This is a genomic window from Vibrio sp. 1CM23M, assembly GCF_023161755.1.
Classification (GTDB): domain Bacteria; phylum Pseudomonadota; class Gammaproteobacteria; order Enterobacterales; family Vibrionaceae; genus Vibrio; species Vibrio coralliirubri.
In genome coordinates, this window is the sequence record NZ_JALNTR010000001.1 from 44,253 (window position 1) to 61,037 (window position 16,785).

A 16,785-nucleotide genomic window follows, 5' to 3' on the forward strand; every position below is an offset into this window, starting at 1 on the left:
GGTAACTGTCAGATCAGGTCTGAATTACTACAGCTAATCCCAAACCTATTTTCTGAATGAATTGATTTTCACCCCCTCATCCGACAATCTTATTGAAGATAATAATTCGTACTCTATGCAAACCATCAACAATGCGTAAACAGTAGGGTTATAAGGGTAAAAGTTAACACTAAGGGGCCATTCAGAACCAAGTGCTTGTTCGGCTAAACTATCAATTTTGCCTTTGTGGTGAGGTACTTGACCAATAATCAGGTTAAGCTTTTCATTTAGAGTAACTTTCTCACTTTCAAGAAACTTTACGATTTGACTCTCATTTAGCTTAATTACATTTTTAATCCCAATTTCAGCTAAATGTCGTGTTAAGTCTTTTCCATTTTTTTTCTTTATAAGGCCTGTAAATGGAGCTTTTACCACAACTTCTTGTGCAAACATTGGAAACCAATACTCAGATGGAATCGAGGCGTTCAAGTAATCAGTCCAGCCTGATAGCAAAACCTTCCTATGTTCCAACTCTACTCTAGGAAGCAAAGCACAAAAATCATCTTCATCTATTTCAAAACTTTTTTGCTCAATTAGTTCTGGGTACTTCTCAATCAAAAAATAGGCGCTATCAACATCACTTTGCTGCAAGAGTTCGAAAAGCTCTAATGATGGTTCTATCATTTCATTATGTACAAAAGACTTAAGCTTAGATGGTGTTAGTTCAACTAGCTCTTCATTAGAAAAACTCAAATTAAGAAGACTGGCATAATAAGTAAAGGTTTCTGAGTCTTTGGTATACTCGATAAGAAAGGCTTTTATTATTTGATTTTGCTCATATGAGCAGTTAGAGGTGTCATTTGCTAGCTTTTCCTTAACTTCTTTTTCGGCTAAGAGTTCTGATAACCAGTTTGAATCAATTTGATTCTCCTCTTCTGTCACTTTAATCAGAGTTTCTACTACGTACCAATTAATCTGTAACTTATGGCTTTCTATTAATGGTACCCAATACTGTTGAGGAACTTTGTCTAAGGTCACCAACTCAAATTCGATACGCTTCAATGAACTAAGCGTTACCTCCTCACTTAGCTCTGATTGTAGAACTTTTAAAATAAAAGTATCGGGGCATTTAATAATCTTTCCTGTGCTAGCCAGCTCCACTTCCTTTGTGAAATCGCTATCAACAAATGACCTAACTTGTTCGAACTTACTTATTAACTTGTAGGATGCTGGTAAGCTAATATGTTTTTCTGAATAAGCAGAAAGCGCCGACTGTAGCGTTGTTGAGTTTAGCTCGACAATACCAAATTCAATAGAACTTCTAACTAATGATCTAAGATGAGGAGCTTCATCCAAGCTACTGATCACTATTTGTTTATTCTTAAATGATTCAATAGTTTTTTGGGGATTAGAGTGCCTACTTATCGCCTCTAGTAATAATGGCTCTTCTTTAAGTTGAAGTTGCACAAGGGATTTCTCCTCGGTAGAGAGATCTTCCACATGATTAACTAAGTCAGAGAGCAACTCAATACCATCGACTTTTGGTAGATTTTTTATGCTAAATAAAAGATCTGAGATGACAGTTGGCCATAAAAGTTTGTTCCATTCAGGTAGAACACCTCGAAGTTTGTATAAGCGCTCAGCACATGATTCGTGCTCAATGAACTGAATATGCATAATTTTATTCCGTAATACTGAATGCTCTTCAGAACTAGAAAGGAATCGCAACAATCCATAATTTTGAGCCGCTGGTGAGTAAGCATCATTGTCAGATAGGTATGACAATACTTCGTTGTAATTGCTAGACTCAAACATCAAATCAAACTCTTGACGATCTCGCAACGCTTGTAAAAATGCAAAGTCTCTATCTGTAAGCCTCCCTTCAAGGACATGATTAAGGTACAAACCGTAATGCTCATCAATTAAACCATCCCGAAGTAACATCTTTAATACAGGCATATCATGAGGAACCCATTCTTCATCTGGCATCAGTTCCATTGCTTCAGATAAAGGCCAAGTCATAGATCTAGTCTCTAATAACATTTGTTTAATTTTAGATAATTCGCGCTGCCTTTTCTCAGCTAGTTCCGTGTTTTTGCCACGAATATTACTCAGTCTTTTTTGCACTAATTCTGGGTCTAAAGCAGGGACTCTTAACTGCTTTGACTGATAATTATTAGTTTGATGGTTCCCGTTAACAATGACAGTCAGCTGCTTAAAATGCGGTGAGTCAGAGTGGATAAGGTTAACAAGTTCCTCTGTTTCCATCTGCTTAGTTTCAATCCCTGAAATTAGCCTTATTGCGTCCACATTCAAAGCTCTTGATAGCTGCCCCAATAATACCCAAAAATACTCTTGTTCATCCTGCAAAAGTTCCAGAGAAGAGTTTTTATCTTGTTGAAGTAACTGGTTATATTGCTCAGCTAAGTTTTTTTCTTGCTGTTGGCGGATCTTCTCTTTAACGTTAACGGCTTGATCAATCGCACTGGTATCATTTGTATATAACTTGGCAAAGTCATGGCTATAAAGGTTTTTGTATACAATAAATGACAGCAATCGGGCATAATTGTTTTGACAGTTCTGTGTCTTCAAAATTTTTCTATATGAGTTGAACTCATTCACTGTATTCCTTAACACACGCATATCAGGTACTGCTACAGATACTCTTCTTAAGACAGGTTCTAACTGAGTTGCTATTGCGGGATCTGCAAACAATTGTTTGAATCTTTCATATGAGTTGAATGGCGACATAATAGGGATAAGCGGAACTATTGCATCGAAAAACTTTGCTCTACCGCTCCCTTGAAAGATATCATCACGAACAGCATATACAAACCGCACAGGGCTTAATACTTGGTCGCTTTTGTTTACGATATTGTTTAATTCTTTCAGACTTTCAAAAACCTCAGGAATTTCATATCTATCTAGATCCTCAATCACTACTACATCAGTCTTTGTAGCAATAAAAAACCTCAAAAGCTCTTCAAGGTGTAAACTAAATGACGTCCCCTCTTTTGCTGTAGGTTGAAAATCGAAACTACCTTCTTTTGGGTTAATACTAGACAGTCTATTTTTAGACAAGTACTTATACACATCGGCCAGAAGGCAAATCGGAACAGCGAAAAAGAAACTAATCCCCCACACCTTCATGTTAACCCAGTCTGCATTCAGCAAAACATTGTATAGCAAGTTTAATGACGTCTTTAACCCCAATGAAATACCATACCCAGCCAATACACCCCAACAAATCAGAACGGCTGCTTGCATATATGCAGATAGCTTTTTTCCTTTTTTATAAATAGGAAAACTAAACCTTGAGCCGATTTCATCTAGTCCGCTATATTGATAAAGTAACTGTCGAGCAATTGCCTTTTCTAAGTCTTCTACTTTTTTTTCATCTTTAGAAGGCAAGTAAGTCCCTAAAGATACAAACTTAGTTTTCAAGCTAGGTCGCTTACTAAAGTAGGTTCTTAATAGTGTTGATTTTCCGCTACCATAGGGCCCAGTCAGAGCTATTTCCTGTACATTACTTGAGCACTCATTAATGAAGTAATCTAGCTGATGGAAGTAATAGTCGTAATCATTTGGAGTCTCAACTATCGTAGGTGCCAGGTAAAGCATCTCACTGTTATTACCATCTGAGGTATCGGTAATTGATTTAATTCTACGTATAGCCCAGCGTAAAACAGATATAGCTTTTAACAAAAGATAACTCTTTAACTGCCACATGATTAAATTCTCTAAAATAGTTCTATTTACTGATATATTATGCACTTACATATATCAAGTGACAATCATATAGAGAGATTCATACTACATCTCAACACTTCTATTGCTACTACTAACATGGACAGCCTACTAGTTATTCTCAAAGTAAACTCAATCAAAAAACTCAAATTCAAATGTTCAATGTATAGAGAGTACGCAAGCAAAGGCTAAATCTGAGTTGTACTAGTTTGAAAACTCTGTGAATCAGTTTTTCCACGAACAAGTCAAAGAAGTAATCAACGATTTTTGTTTACCAAAGCAATCTTATAGATCCTTAATTCCCGCTCTATTTAGCAAGTAAGAAAACTATGAGTTGAAGGGCTCGCATGCGCAGTAGTATTTCCTCATTAGGATTTTAGCAGCGTATGTAACTTTCTAGACTTAATAAGATTGTTTTCAAACCCGTCTTCATGTGGGTATCCGACTTGGTTTGAAACCTGTCTTACGCCCTCAACAATTCGATCAAAATTATCGTGAGTGTGTCCACTAACCATAACAGTTACTCCAAGACTAGCTAACTCTCTGATTAACTCATTGTCGTCAGAGCAGAAATAACACGTTAAAAGGTCAACTGGATAGCCTGAATGTTTCAGTTCAAAGCTCTGTGGAAAGTGTGAAACAACCAGCTTGTTATTTTTTAGAGAGTTAGACATAGATTCAATACAAGAACTCCTAAACTTAGCATTCAACTCCCTCATTTTTGTTGGTGTCAAAGTTTGATTATTCACGGTTATGTACTTGAAATCATTGATTCTCATCTGTAGAGAAAGTGTGTTGACGTCATTTAGCCCACTGAGGTTTGTCCAACCAACCCCTCCAAATATCTCAAGATCATACTTATCAATAACTACCGACGTGTTTTCGAGAAAGTGCAAGTTGCAACTTAATTGATTCCAAAGAGGCAAACAGCTCAAATAATCAAGATAATCGAAACCTTGAGGATAAAACTCATGGTTACCAGCAATCACGATAAATTCAATGTCAGGGTTTGATTTAGCAGCTTGAAAAGCGAGTTCTGCTAGCCCTACCCCATGCGTAATGTCCCCACCTAGTATCACAATATCAGCGTCAGGGTTAACCAATTGTTTAATAGTGGTTCCACTAAACTCTTCATGCAAATCTGAAATCACTTGAAACAACGTATCCACTGGCAATCCCTTAAAAAATGACTGTTATAACAGGATAATAGTAGCTCAAACCGATGTCCAACAAGTCATGTACGACTCCATTGATACGTCAGATTAATTGGCGATATAACCCTTATAGAGCACCACCAAAGCGGTGCTTTGAATAAATCGACAGGTTCTTGAGCGAAGCTCATGGGAAAATTCTTACCGATTCTTAATCCATTTAAGAATTCTTAAATTTGGGTTGGGATGTTAAGAATTTTTAAAGTTGAAATGACTCAATAATAATGTACCTCATCACGTATTAACTGATACCCCACTAAAATTAGGTCTGTTGTGTAATGTCCTTATAATGATAAGAAGATAACACCATAAAACCAGAACTGGTTTCCCGTATGAGGCCCCCCGATGCTCTCTGACATCCACTATGATCAGTATTGATTTCTGTACAATCTCAGAGTAGCCATAATGAAGTTATTCAATCAGAAGTATTGGTTTACTATCTAGGTCAAGCCAGTCATTTGTAGCAGATAATGAGCTCATGACTTTCATCAAATCAATTGGAAATTGATGATCAGAGTGACGATTCATCATTTCCTGGTCGTATGTATATCGCGCATGAGGGTGCTGCGTTTCATATTCAAAATAAATATAAATGGCTTCCGCCCTATCAAGCCCTGAGAGACCTTTAGCTGCCTTTCTAGCCGCACGAATATGTTTTCTGTAGAAAAAATCTATGTCTTTTACAGGCATATACTTATACCTCCGTAGACACGTTAGTATTAAGTGAGCTCTGGCTTGATTTTGGTACAAATGTTTCAAATTGCTGATTCATTCGCTCAACAGTCCAGTCTGGAACACCGTGTATATTTTGATACTTCCCTTCAGCTTCAATAACCTCAACCTCCAACTCAATATCAAGGCTCTGCGTAGCATTGATGTAACTTTGAAGCTCCCAGCCTTTAATAAAAGTATTGGCTACGACAACATCATATCCAGCTCTTAGAAGACGTTTCATCTCAAGTCGACACCATGCATGAGCATCTTTAATGTACTGCGGGCAATGGCTGTACTTACCATCTTTATCTACAAAAAACATATCTGCTTCGACCAAACGGGCATCAAGTTTTGAAGCCATTGTTGTTTTTCCTGACCCAGGAATGCCTCTAATTAGTGTGAGCTTTTGTTTCTTCATATTATTTACCTCAAATTGATTAATGGTAGAGGAGCCCCCCTACTTTCGTAGTAAATAATACTAAAATTGACTGCTTTATCAATTAGCAGTAATGGATATTAATCTTTTAAATCAGTAACTTAATCTAGTTTATTAAATCTAATAATACTAAAATTTAGATTGAGTATGAACTTATACATCTAACTCAATCAGTTAGCTTGCTTCATAACTTTCTTAATGAAAATAGTATCTAGTTTCTATGAGGTTTTAATATTTAGACTCAGATCACATAAATTAATCTATACGTTATTCAAAGGATGTAACTACAAAATCATGCCTAGGGCATCATTTACAGAAAAAATTTCCATGAGCAATGCTCATGAACATATCGATTTAGTTTACAGCTAAGCTTTGGCGAACTTTAAAACAGGGGGCACTTTGAACTTATTTTATACATACAGAAGAAAGTGGCCCTTTAAGAAGCAAGACATGTGAACCATCTTGAAAAAATACAATCCGTAACATATTGATTAACAATAACAACGTTTAAAAACCACCTAAGCCATTGATTTTATAAGTAGTAGTATATGGTGTCAGAACCGTATCTACGTTAAGGTTTGACCAAATCAACGGTAAACCACCATGAACAAACTTATCTATAGAAGAGCCTTAAAACAAAACTCAAACTCAAACTCAAACCGCAACATAAAAGCTTTGAAAACTCTTAGTGCATTAAAAGGCCTTCCTTTTCTTGTCGAATGCTCAAAATATAAGCATCTCGAGCAATTCAAAACGAAGTTTTGGAAAACTGCTCATAGGGACACTTTCCCTTATTTATATATAAACACTTCAAAGTGCCCCCTTTTACTAAAGGCAACGCTTTGCTGATAAATGTCAGTAGTAAACCCTCCAAAGAGTCCCTCTTTGAATCTATCGATTATGGTTCATTCTAAAGGGCCAATTTTAAACAATTTCCACCACGTAAAAACGAAAATAACTATAAAAAGGTAAATATGAAAATTACTAATAAATCAACAACATCAGAACACATTGTCATGACTGGTCATGCATTCGATAAAGTCACGATTCTCGTATCAAATGGTGTTGAGTATTCTTCATCAGATAGAAGGATCGTGGCACCAATATATGGTCAAAAAAACATTATGGAAATTTACCGATCATATAAACAAGCAGGATTAAAAGACATACGGTTTGCAATCGATTCTCAGTCACTTCCAGAGGCTTCCTCGACTCTAATGCTTGAAAACTTCAAAGCCGACAAAAAGCATATTATTGATGTAGTAACGGGCGTTGACTACTCTAGCTACCATTCATTTCAGTACTTATTTGAAGCTTACAAGATACATCCAAGTGAAGATTTGGCATCATTCCTTTCTAGGTACTTAATTCAGCAAATCCCGCTTCGGTTTGACTCAGCCGAGGCTTGCCTAAATCACTTTGTTCCAGGTAGCTCCGATGATAGTTACAGAAAGCTTCTCTCCAAGTTACAGGAACTTGAAGCGTCGCACGAAAGCGAACTCATAGAGGCAACTAGAGTCTCCAACTTTGACGATATTGTTGAAGTCGAAACTTTTGCGGATGTGGGCCACTACATTAACTCTGAAAAGTACAACACATATGCACTCTTAGGTAGAGCAGGAACAGGGAAAACTAAAAATGTACTGCAACCTATCTCGAAGTCTGCTCATAACAAAAAGCGTATCGTGTATCTTTCATATCTCATTCCACTAGTTGAACAGTTCTGTGAAATGACTGATGCAATTTCCTATAAAAAAGCGCCCTTATATGAGATAGAAAATGCAGATGCACTTGGAGTTGTAGTTAACAGTAGCTACAAAGATCACATAGCGTCTTTCGTACTTAGTTGCGACGTACTTATTATCGATGAATTTGAAAAAGTCACTTCGACTGTTTGCTCAAACAGCAACAATACAATGCCGCGAGAAGAAGTCTTTGAAATCTTGAGCAAAGCAATTAAGAGGGCTCCCAAGGTTGTTGTTGCTGACGCTGATATTACTGACACAACTCTACGTTGGCTGAAAAAACTAGGCAAAAACATTCAGGTTATCAAAGCAACACATAATCCATACAAAAATGTGAACGTCACAATTGCAGACAAGCTCCATGTTTTCACAAATACAAGAAAACAGTTTAAAAATGAAAAGGTCATTTTATTTGACACTCTCAAATCACTCAGACTTGTAATGATAGATTTGGGATTGAAAGATAGCTCTGGGCAACCATGCGAAAAAGTAGCTTTACGTAAGAAAACACTTGTTATTACAGGTGCTAACAAAGGCTCATCAGAACAAGCCAAATTTCTAGAAAACCCTTCTAAGGAATGCTTGAAATACGACAAGATTTTCGCATCTCCATGTCTAGCTTCAGGTTATTCGATAGAAAGTGACTATACAGACAATGTGAACGTCGTGAGTGATCTCACGCTGGGTGTGAAAGAACTGATTAATTTTTCAAAGAGGTTCAGAACTAGCACGAAAATAACGTTCTATTTAACATCAAATTTTATGTACGACTATCAGCCAATACAAAACAATTTTCTTGATTCAGATTGTGACCTATTGAATCTAGAATTTGTTAACAAGCGGAAACTGTTCAATAGCAACCAACCATTAAGTATGAGATGGGCGCTAAAACAACTTGGATTCAATGTTCAAATATTAACAACCACCCATGAGTTATTGGAGAAGGGACAAAATCAGCTCAATGTATTGAATGGATTGGACAAAGAGAGTCGAATACAAGCAATCTTGGATGCGCCTCTAACCACGCAAACAGAAGTAGACAGGCTCATGGCAACAAACCAAGTAGGTTTTAAAGAGCAAGCGATGATAAAGAGATTCGAGATCATGCGTGACTATCAGATTAGTTCAGTAAAAGAAGAAGATGTTCTTTTTGATATGTCTTTTACGAATAAACAGCTTTTCAAACACGTCTGGACTAGTCAACTGGACAAAAGCACAAAACACCTCGTTGAACCTGCCAAGATTCTGAATTCAATGATCTTTGAGAGTTCTGAATATAGTAATCGGGATGAAAAACTTAGACTTTCACGTCCACAGGTTCTTGAAATATCGCGAAAAATTTATGACAACCATGAATATTTTCATGAGGTACTTCCAAGAGTAAAGTTTTATGAGGAATGTACACAGGCCCGAGCAACCAAACTCTTAAAATCCCTATTAACCTCATTGGGGTATATATGGCCAAAGCATGGATACAATGGCAACAAAAACTTAGTGAGAATTAAACTTGATGATAGAGCTTTAGCTTTTAGAAACACCATCAGCTAGGATTCAGATCGAAGCCCCCTAAATGCCACTACACACGCGGCATTTAGGGGGTTATATGATTTAACTTTATCGTATTAATCATTTAACTATATAAACCAACAACTTGAATCGCTTACACATTAAACAAAAAGCACCACTAAGCGTGAGGTTAATCACAAATAATTGCATGTGCAAATGTTTGACCTTTACCAAGCAAATAAGTAGCAGTTAACATATTCACCTCGTAAAGCTGTCCTCACAGTTTACTTTGTATTCAACTTGAAGGAGTTACTAACAATATAGAGCCTTGTTTGCTGGCGATAAATTATGCAAACGATTATTCCCTTGGCACATTATGCCACTTAGTTCTCATAAACATTTGAAAACCATCCACTCATTTCACTGATTTGAACAGTGACATATAGGTTTTTTATGAGCATTAAATTCAAGATCGAACGTAAAAAAGACGTTTTAGCACGCATCCCATTTTCGATGGCAACACTTCATCGCAAAATTAATGATGGAACTTTCCCACCTTCAATATCTCTTGGCGCGAACTCGGTTGGATTTCTTTCTCATGAGATTGATAGCATAATTGCTGCAATGGTCTTGGGCAAAGACCTCAAGGTTGTGGTATCAGAGCTAGTCGAAAAACGTCAGTACTTTCTTGATGATAGCTATTTAGCATTAGCCGCATAACTCTTGCTTTAGGCTTACCATGATAAGTGGGATTTTCACTTCGATATGTAAACGCAAAATTCCACTTTACAATTAATTGCTATAGAGCACTGTTATCCCGCAACATGATGAGTTAAGCGCATTTCTTTACGTAGAATTTGACTCACCCATACACAGTAGCGTTGTGTTACTTCAGAACCTCTTCATTTTAAAAACTACCTCCTTGATATACGCACCTCTCCAATCACTAGAACCAAATTAAGATATAGCTAAGAACAGGAGCTCCATCGCTTTCTATCTGCTTTATCCATCGCAATCATCCCTAGAAATTTATTTTAAATACTCTCTACGCCTTCACACCTGTTATTCGATTCACGCTACCCTTATAAAGTGTTAAGATCTCTTTATCAAAGTTTATTGTGGCGACGAAACAGTACATGTATTGTGATTTCCTTATCAAATCTTATGTACCCCACTTTGTACCCCACATTAAACAACTAAAATTTAAAGGTAATAGTTTCAAATGGTTAACAGTAGTATTCAATGGTTTCCGGGTCACATGCACAAAGCCCGCAAAGAAATCGAAGAAGTTATCCCACAAGTTGATGTGATCATCGAAGTACTGGACGCTCGTATCCCGTTCAGTAGTGAAAACCCAATGATCTCTTCACTGCGCGGCGATAAGCCTTGTGTAAAAGTGCTGAACAAGCGTGACCTTGCAGATCCAGAACTGACTCAACGTTGGATTGAGCACTTCGAGAAAGAGCAAGGCGTTAAAGCGATTGCGATTACGACTAGCGTAAAAGAAGAAGTTAATCACGTTATGGAGCTAGTACGCAAACTGGCACCGCACCGTGAACAGATGGGCAAAAACATTCGTACAATGATCATGGGCATCCCGAACGTGGGTAAATCGACCATCATCAACTGCTTGGCTGGACGTACGATTGCGGTTACTGGTAACCAACCTGCGGTAACTCGTCGCCAACAACGTATCAATCTGCAAAATGGCGTGATCCTTTCAGATACTCCAGGAATCCTTTGGCCTAAAGTAGAAAACCCACACAGTGGCTTCCGCTTGGCTGCAACAGGTGCTGTAAAAGATACAGCAATGGAATACGATGAAGTGGCATTTTACACAGTAGAGTACCTAGCAAAACAGTACCCTAACCTTTTGCAAGAGCGCTACCAAATTGAAGAGCTGCCTGAGTCTGACATCGAACTGATGGAAGCGATTGGCCGTAAGCGTGGTGCACTTCGTGCCGGTGGTCATATCGACATTCACAAATGTTCAGAAATCCTGCTTCACGAATTGCGTAATGGCACTTTAGGTAAGGTAACGCTTGAGTTGCCAGAAATGATCACACAAGAGCTGATCGAAGTTGAAGAAGCGGCTGCGCTGAAAGCCGAACAACAGATCAAGAAAAAAGAAGAGCGTCGTAAGCGTTATTTGAAGAACAAGCGTTAATCGCGATTAGTTTTTATAATCTGCTTTAATTTCTGTTTACCACTCTTACACCAGCCTCTAGATATTCACGCTCTATCGATAATAGAGCGTGAATATTGCCCGCTACCGTTTGTTGATCTAGCTAACATACTGACAAATCTATAGAAATGCTCGTTTACAATCATCAAGACTGTGACATACTACGCAAATTATTGTGTATCAATCTCGGCTAATTTCTCAATGCGTTCTTATTCTGGGTTCAAGAATCAAAGATTTAAAACCTATTTCGATAATGAAATTTATTTGCCGTACATAAATTTCATCTACATCCCTATCTCAATATTCTGTGCTTTTATCGTCACCGATTACATCCACTTTGGTAGCGAGTGCATTACGCCTATCATTTTCCGAGTCATACTTTTTTTATTGATGATGGCCGCCGCCAGATACTGTATTACAAACAAACCCAACGTTTTGGAACTCGTAGAAAGTGCCTTCCTTGTAATTAGCTCACTTTTCTTGGTCTATGTCGGTCGACTAGCCATCGAGCTGAACAACTTCGATTACCAAGGTGGCATCATTTTAGTGATGATCTACATTGGTACGTTTTCAAGATTGTCAGCCAGATACAGTATATCTACGCTGTCGTTTATCTTTTTGGCTTATCTCATCGGCCTTGCGCCACTGCTTTATGAAGTGGAGCCAGAGCATGAAATAGAAACAATTTCCGTTTATATTTCGGCTTACATCCTGATCTCAGCGGCTTGTATAAGACGTGACTTGGAAGTACACAAGCGTTTCGCTCAATCCGAGCAACTGCGCAAACAAGCGATTCAGCTTCGCAAGCAATCTAATATGTTCGAGGCCCTTTCCTATCAAGACGCACTAACGGGCTGCTACAACCGCCTTTATCTTCATCAGGTGATAGAACCGAGCATAGACCGTCAGCGATCCATTACATCGATCATGATAGATATTGATCATTTCAAATCGATTAACGACACCTACGGCCATCAAATGGGTGACATGGTGATTAAAGAACTGGCCGATGAAATTCAAAAACGACTACCGACTAGCAGTAACTGCTTTCGATACGGCGGTGAAGAATTTTTGGTGCTGGTCCAAGGAGAAACCGAGGCTTCAATTGAATCGCTGGTTAATGCCCTTTTAGAATCCCCTACTCGCCTTAGATTAGAAGTAACAATTTCAATCGGTGTGAAACATGCCCTTCAAGCCCTTGGTTCTGTCGAGCAGCTTATCGACGACGCTGACCAAGCACTCTACATTTCGAAAAAAGGCGGTAGGAATAAGATCACATGGTGTGATTAATCGCCCAATATTTCACGTATCTTTGCGAATCATTAAAACGACCACTAATTCAATCAAAAAAGCCCCGAGCAACTTAATACTCGGGGCTTTTGTCTTTGTTCTTCTGCTTTAAAATAGCTTCGTTAAGAACCTGCTACTCAGCAAAAAACCAGTATTCAACAAGAATCGACTAAGAATACACAACGCTCGCTGTTTTCTGTTCAAGTTCAACGGGAGAGCTCCAAGAAATCACTTTTTCATTCACTTGGCTGCCACATGGTGCGCTCCAAACTTGCTCGAGCTCTTCTTTGCCACCAATCGCCTGATAAAAAGCAATCGCTTGGTGGTTCTCAGACATCACCTCTAGGTAAAGCCCTGAGTCCGAATAGTATTGCTGCAACCACTTCGACAATTCAGACAACAGACGCTTGCCTACACCTCGACCACGATAATTATTGTCTACGTGTAGCGCATCAATGAACGTGCCACGTTCAAAGTTGTGATTACCAAACGCGCAGACGAAACCAACCAGTAAACCACCTTCTTCAAGCAATAAAACATGTTGGTTGAAAGGAGGATTAATCAAACGAGTCTGCCAAATAACAGATCTGTCCTCCAAAACATCATTTTCTAAGTAATCATCAGCAAGAATGCCACGGTAATATAGCTTCCAGCTATCCGCGTGTAATTGGGCAATCCGCTCATAATCTTTATATTCAGCTACCTTAATTTCCATTTATTAGCCCTTAGTACTTCCATTTATGACTTGCTACTACATTTCACACTACCTTTATACAATATTTAAGCAAAACATACTAATACACGTTTACACTTTCAATATTGACTTACACGTGTACGCTGATATTCTAGCGCACAGATGTAAGCCCAATGGAAATTTGCTAATGAATAGTGCCGACAAACAATCTACAAAAAAGCCGCCATTAATCTGGCTCAATATTTTTGTGTTCTCTTTTAGTATGCTGCTTGCTGTTGTTGCGGCTCCCGTTTATGGCTACTTTTTTGGCTATGGCATGGAGCACTGGATATGGCTAGCAATCTGCTTTACGTTCTGTAACCTTTCAATCACGACGGGTTATCACCGCTTATGGTCACATAAAGCGTTTGAAGCGCATTCAAGCCTAAGATTCCTGTTTGCATTAGGTGGTGCATTTGCCCTGCAGAACAGCGCGCTACACTGGTCTTCTGATCACCGTGTGCATCACAAGCATGTCGATAACAACGACAAAGACCCATATTCTGCAAAACGTGGATTTTGGTACTCACACATTGGCTGGATGATTCGTAATTACAGCACCTCAATGTACGAAAACTACGAAAACTGCCGTGACCTTAAAAAAGATAAGATTGTTATGTGGCAGCACAAGCACTATGTTCTGTTAGCATTACTAATGAACTTCGGTGTTCCTATCGCTTTAGGTGTTATTTACGGTGACGTACTTGGCATGTTGTTAATCGTAGGCGCTGTTCGTTTGGTACTTAACCACCACACAACATTCTTCATTAACTCTCTTGCTCACATCTGGGGTAGCCAACCTTTTACCGACAAAAACACGGCCCGCGATAACGGTGTGTTGGCGGTTCTAACTTTTGGCGAAGGCTACCATAACTTCCACCACATTTTTGAGAACGACTACCGTAACGGAGTCTACTGGTGGCAATACGATCCAACAAAATGGCTGATCAAGAGTGCTTCGTTGATGGGACTGGCAAGTAAGCTTAAGAAAACCCCTCAAGCTCGTATTGAGAAAGCTGAAGCGTCAATGTTACTTAAACGCACCCAGCAAAAAATCATGCATCGTGCCGACAAGCAACAAATCGCAGAGAAGCTTCAACAAGAGTTTGATGCTCTAGTATCAAACATGAACGAGTATTACGAAGTTAAAAAGCAGCTACTTGAAAGCAAGCGCGAAGACGTTGTGAAGAAGTACGAACACTCAGTTCTTAAGGTTCGTTATCAGCAAATCAAGATGAATTTCGAACAGCAGAAGAAAAATTGGGCAATGACGGTTGAGCAATACGCTTAAGGTAAAACAGTACGCTTAACACCCCAGTAACAACACAGTTTAATTCTTATTCAAAAGCCCTCATATTGCTATGAGGGCTTTTTTAATAAGCGTAACCGATTACCACTAGCTCTATGCTCTCGAGTTTGAATTGTGGATGCTAAGAACCATAGTTATTGGATTTCAGAACTCTTTCTTCATTCTGAATTTATACTTATATTACTTGAACTTATCGAGTTTAAAGCGAAGGAATTGAAAATGAGCAAACTGACTATTATTGCAACGATCGTCTCTAAAGAAGACAAAACTGAGCTTGTAAAAGCTGAGATGATTAAATTGATCGATAAAACCCGTGTTGAAGACGGCTGTATTAACTACGATCTGCACCAAGACAACAGTAACCCTGCTCACTTCGTTTTTCATGAGAACTGGGAGTCTGAAGCTCATCTAGAGAAACACTTAGCGAACCAACACATCGCTGACTACATGGCTGCAACTGAAGGTTGTATTGAAACCTTTGTGCTTAATAAAATGACGCACATTGCTTAACCAGTCACTCAGTACTGATTCAATAAAAACCCTGCTCTGATCGCAGGGTTTGTCTTTTCAACAGGCTTATATTTGTTCATTCTAACAATGAAAAAACCCGCCAGAGTAGCGGGTATGGTCAATAATCATGACTGTCAAAGACAGATAGGTAACAACCATTAATCCAATATTGAGTACCACTTTACAGTGGCACTCTGACATTTCTTTTGCTGATCGCTAGCACGGGGGCACTAGTTAAAAGCACGAGCCAAAATGCCATTCCCTTGATATTGGTAAACACTTGAATTACTACTTACAAAGACCGATTCTCCGGGCTTAAGAGAAACTGACCGTCCCTCTGAAATGACGGTCGCCTCTCCTTCTACACAGAACAAGATCTCCGCGCTACGTAGATACTGTGACTTGCTCTCATCAGTCGCAGACAAGATATCAAAGCCAAAATCATCCACTGGAATCGGATAGCTCATCTTGCCTTCTTTCAATACAGGCTTAAGACGAATATCTTCTGGCTTAATCGGCTCAAAAATCGTGTTGTCGATAAGCTCAGGGACATCGATATATTTGGGTGTGAGACCGGCACGCAGCACATTGTCGGAGTTTGCCATGATCTCCAAGCCTGTGCCCTGAACATAAGCATGTGGGGTTTCTGCGAACAGGAACATCGCTTCACCCGGCGCCAACTCAACCGTGTTAAGCATCAATGGGGCAAACAAACCAATATCACCCGGATAGTGCTGTTTGAATTCAATGCTGTATTGCAAAGCTTCACGTCCCATGACCGTTTTTGCTGGTCGCGCATGTGCAGCATAAAGCCCATTAAGCGCAGACGCTTTGCGGTCACCTTCAAGAGACATAATTGCGCTAAAGAAAGACTTCAGAGAATCACTGTCGGCATTGGCTTTAAGTACATTAAGTTCAATCGCTAACGAAGGAATATCCGCTTCTTCAAACAAAGCAATAATATCGTCGATTGGACGAAAGCCATTCATCGCTTTGTAAAAGGTCAACGCATAAACCAACTCAGGTTTATGGTTTGGATCTTTGTAGTTACGATTAGACGCATTTAAAGGGATACCAAGTGCATTCTCTCGCTCAAAACCTAATTCTGATTTTCGCTTGTTCGGGTGAACCTGAATCGACAACGGTGTTTCAGCAGCCAACACCTTAAACAAGAAAGGTAATTCACCGAAACGTGCCGCCGTGTACCCGCCTAAGACATCGATTTTGTTTTCATCAATCATGTGAGAAAGCGATTCACCGGTATCGCCTACCTTTGAGCAACCATTTGGATGAGCACCCATCCAAATTTCTGCTTGAGGTTCTTGGTTTGGGTTCACAATACCAAAAAGTTGGTTGATGGAGTCTTTGCTTCCCCATGCGTAATTTTGAATAACGTTGTCGAGTTTAAATAGAGACATAA

Annotated in this window: 12 protein-coding genes; 6 read left to right on the top strand and 6 right to left on the bottom strand. The window is 39.0% G+C overall.

Annotated elements, in window-relative coordinates; all coding sequences use genetic code 11:
- Positions 1-45: 45 nt before the first annotated feature.
- The 4 genes from MSG35_RS00215 to MSG35_RS00230 form a co-directional block, all read right to left on the bottom strand.
- Positions 46-3,708 (bottom strand): P-loop NTPase fold protein, encoded by a 3,663-nt coding sequence (locus tag MSG35_RS00215; protein WP_061025525.1) that lies wholly within the window; start codon positions 3,706-3,708, stop codon positions 46-48.
- Between the two features lie 386 nt (positions 3,709-4,094).
- Positions 4,095-4,895 carry a metallophosphoesterase gene (locus MSG35_RS00220; RefSeq protein ID WP_081090025.1) on the bottom strand — a complete coding sequence of 267 codons (801 nt, stop codon included), beginning with the start codon at positions 4,893-4,895 and terminating at the stop codon, positions 4,095-4,097.
- Positions 4,896-5,348: 453 nt separating this feature from the next.
- On the bottom strand, positions 5,349-5,627 hold the full coding sequence (locus MSG35_RS00225; protein ID WP_102484221.1) for a hypothetical protein: 279 nt from the start codon (positions 5,625-5,627) through the stop codon (positions 5,349-5,351).
- A 4-nt stretch (positions 5,628-5,631) separates the two neighbouring features.
- Positions 5,632-6,069, bottom strand: coding sequence for an AAA family ATPase (locus tag MSG35_RS00230; protein WP_065113537.1), 438 nt, complete (start codon positions 6,067-6,069; stop codon positions 5,632-5,634).
- Positions 6,070-7,061: 992 nt separating this feature from the next.
- Here MSG35_RS00230 and MSG35_RS00235 point away from each other — a divergent pair.
- The 4 genes from MSG35_RS00235 to MSG35_RS00250 all read left to right on the top strand — a co-directional run bounded on the left by MSG35_RS00235 (position 7,062) and on the right by MSG35_RS00250 (position 12,813).
- Positions 7,062-9,380, top strand: a complete 2,319-nt coding sequence (locus MSG35_RS00235; RefSeq protein WP_102484222.1) for a hypothetical protein — start codon at positions 7,062-7,064, stop codon at positions 9,378-9,380.
- Positions 9,381-9,791: 411 nt separating this feature from the next.
- Positions 9,792-10,058 (top strand): AlpA family phage regulatory protein, encoded by a 267-nt coding sequence (locus MSG35_RS00240; protein ID WP_016788587.1) that lies wholly within the window; start codon positions 9,792-9,794, stop codon positions 10,056-10,058.
- Positions 10,059-10,560: 502 nt separating this feature from the next.
- Positions 10,561-11,505, top strand: a complete 945-nt coding sequence (gene ylqF / locus MSG35_RS00245) for a ribosome biogenesis GTPase YlqF (RefSeq protein WP_123300796.1) — start codon at positions 10,561-10,563, stop codon at positions 11,503-11,505.
- 282 nt (positions 11,506-11,787) lie between these two features.
- A complete protein-coding gene (locus MSG35_RS00250; protein ID WP_248382408.1) occupies positions 11,788-12,813 on the top strand; it encodes a GGDEF domain-containing protein in 1,026 nt (341 codons plus the stop codon).
- Positions 12,814-12,982: 169 nt separating this feature from the next.
- Here the strand turns inward: MSG35_RS00250 and MSG35_RS00255 are convergent, their stop codons facing one another.
- Positions 12,983-13,528 carry a GNAT family N-acetyltransferase gene (locus tag MSG35_RS00255; protein WP_248382409.1) on the bottom strand — a complete coding sequence of 182 codons (546 nt, stop codon included), beginning with the start codon at positions 13,526-13,528 and terminating at the stop codon, positions 12,983-12,985.
- A 166-nt stretch (positions 13,529-13,694) separates the two neighbouring features.
- Between MSG35_RS00255 and MSG35_RS00260 the strand changes: the two genes are divergently transcribed.
- Positions 13,695-14,837, top strand: coding sequence for a fatty acid desaturase (locus MSG35_RS00260; protein ID WP_248382410.1), 1,143 nt, complete (start codon positions 13,695-13,697; stop codon positions 14,835-14,837).
- Between the two features lie 237 nt (positions 14,838-15,074).
- Positions 15,075-15,365, top strand: coding sequence for a putative quinol monooxygenase (locus MSG35_RS00265; protein WP_248382411.1), 291 nt, complete (start codon positions 15,075-15,077; stop codon positions 15,363-15,365).
- Between the two features lie 230 nt (positions 15,366-15,595).
- On the opposite strand, the gene manA is transcribed toward MSG35_RS00265, so the two are convergent.
- On the bottom strand, positions 15,596-16,783 hold the full coding sequence (manA, locus tag MSG35_RS00270; protein WP_248382412.1) for a mannose-6-phosphate isomerase, class I: 1,188 nt from the start codon (positions 16,781-16,783) through the stop codon (positions 15,596-15,598).
- Between the last annotated feature and the right edge of the window lie 2 nt (positions 16,784-16,785).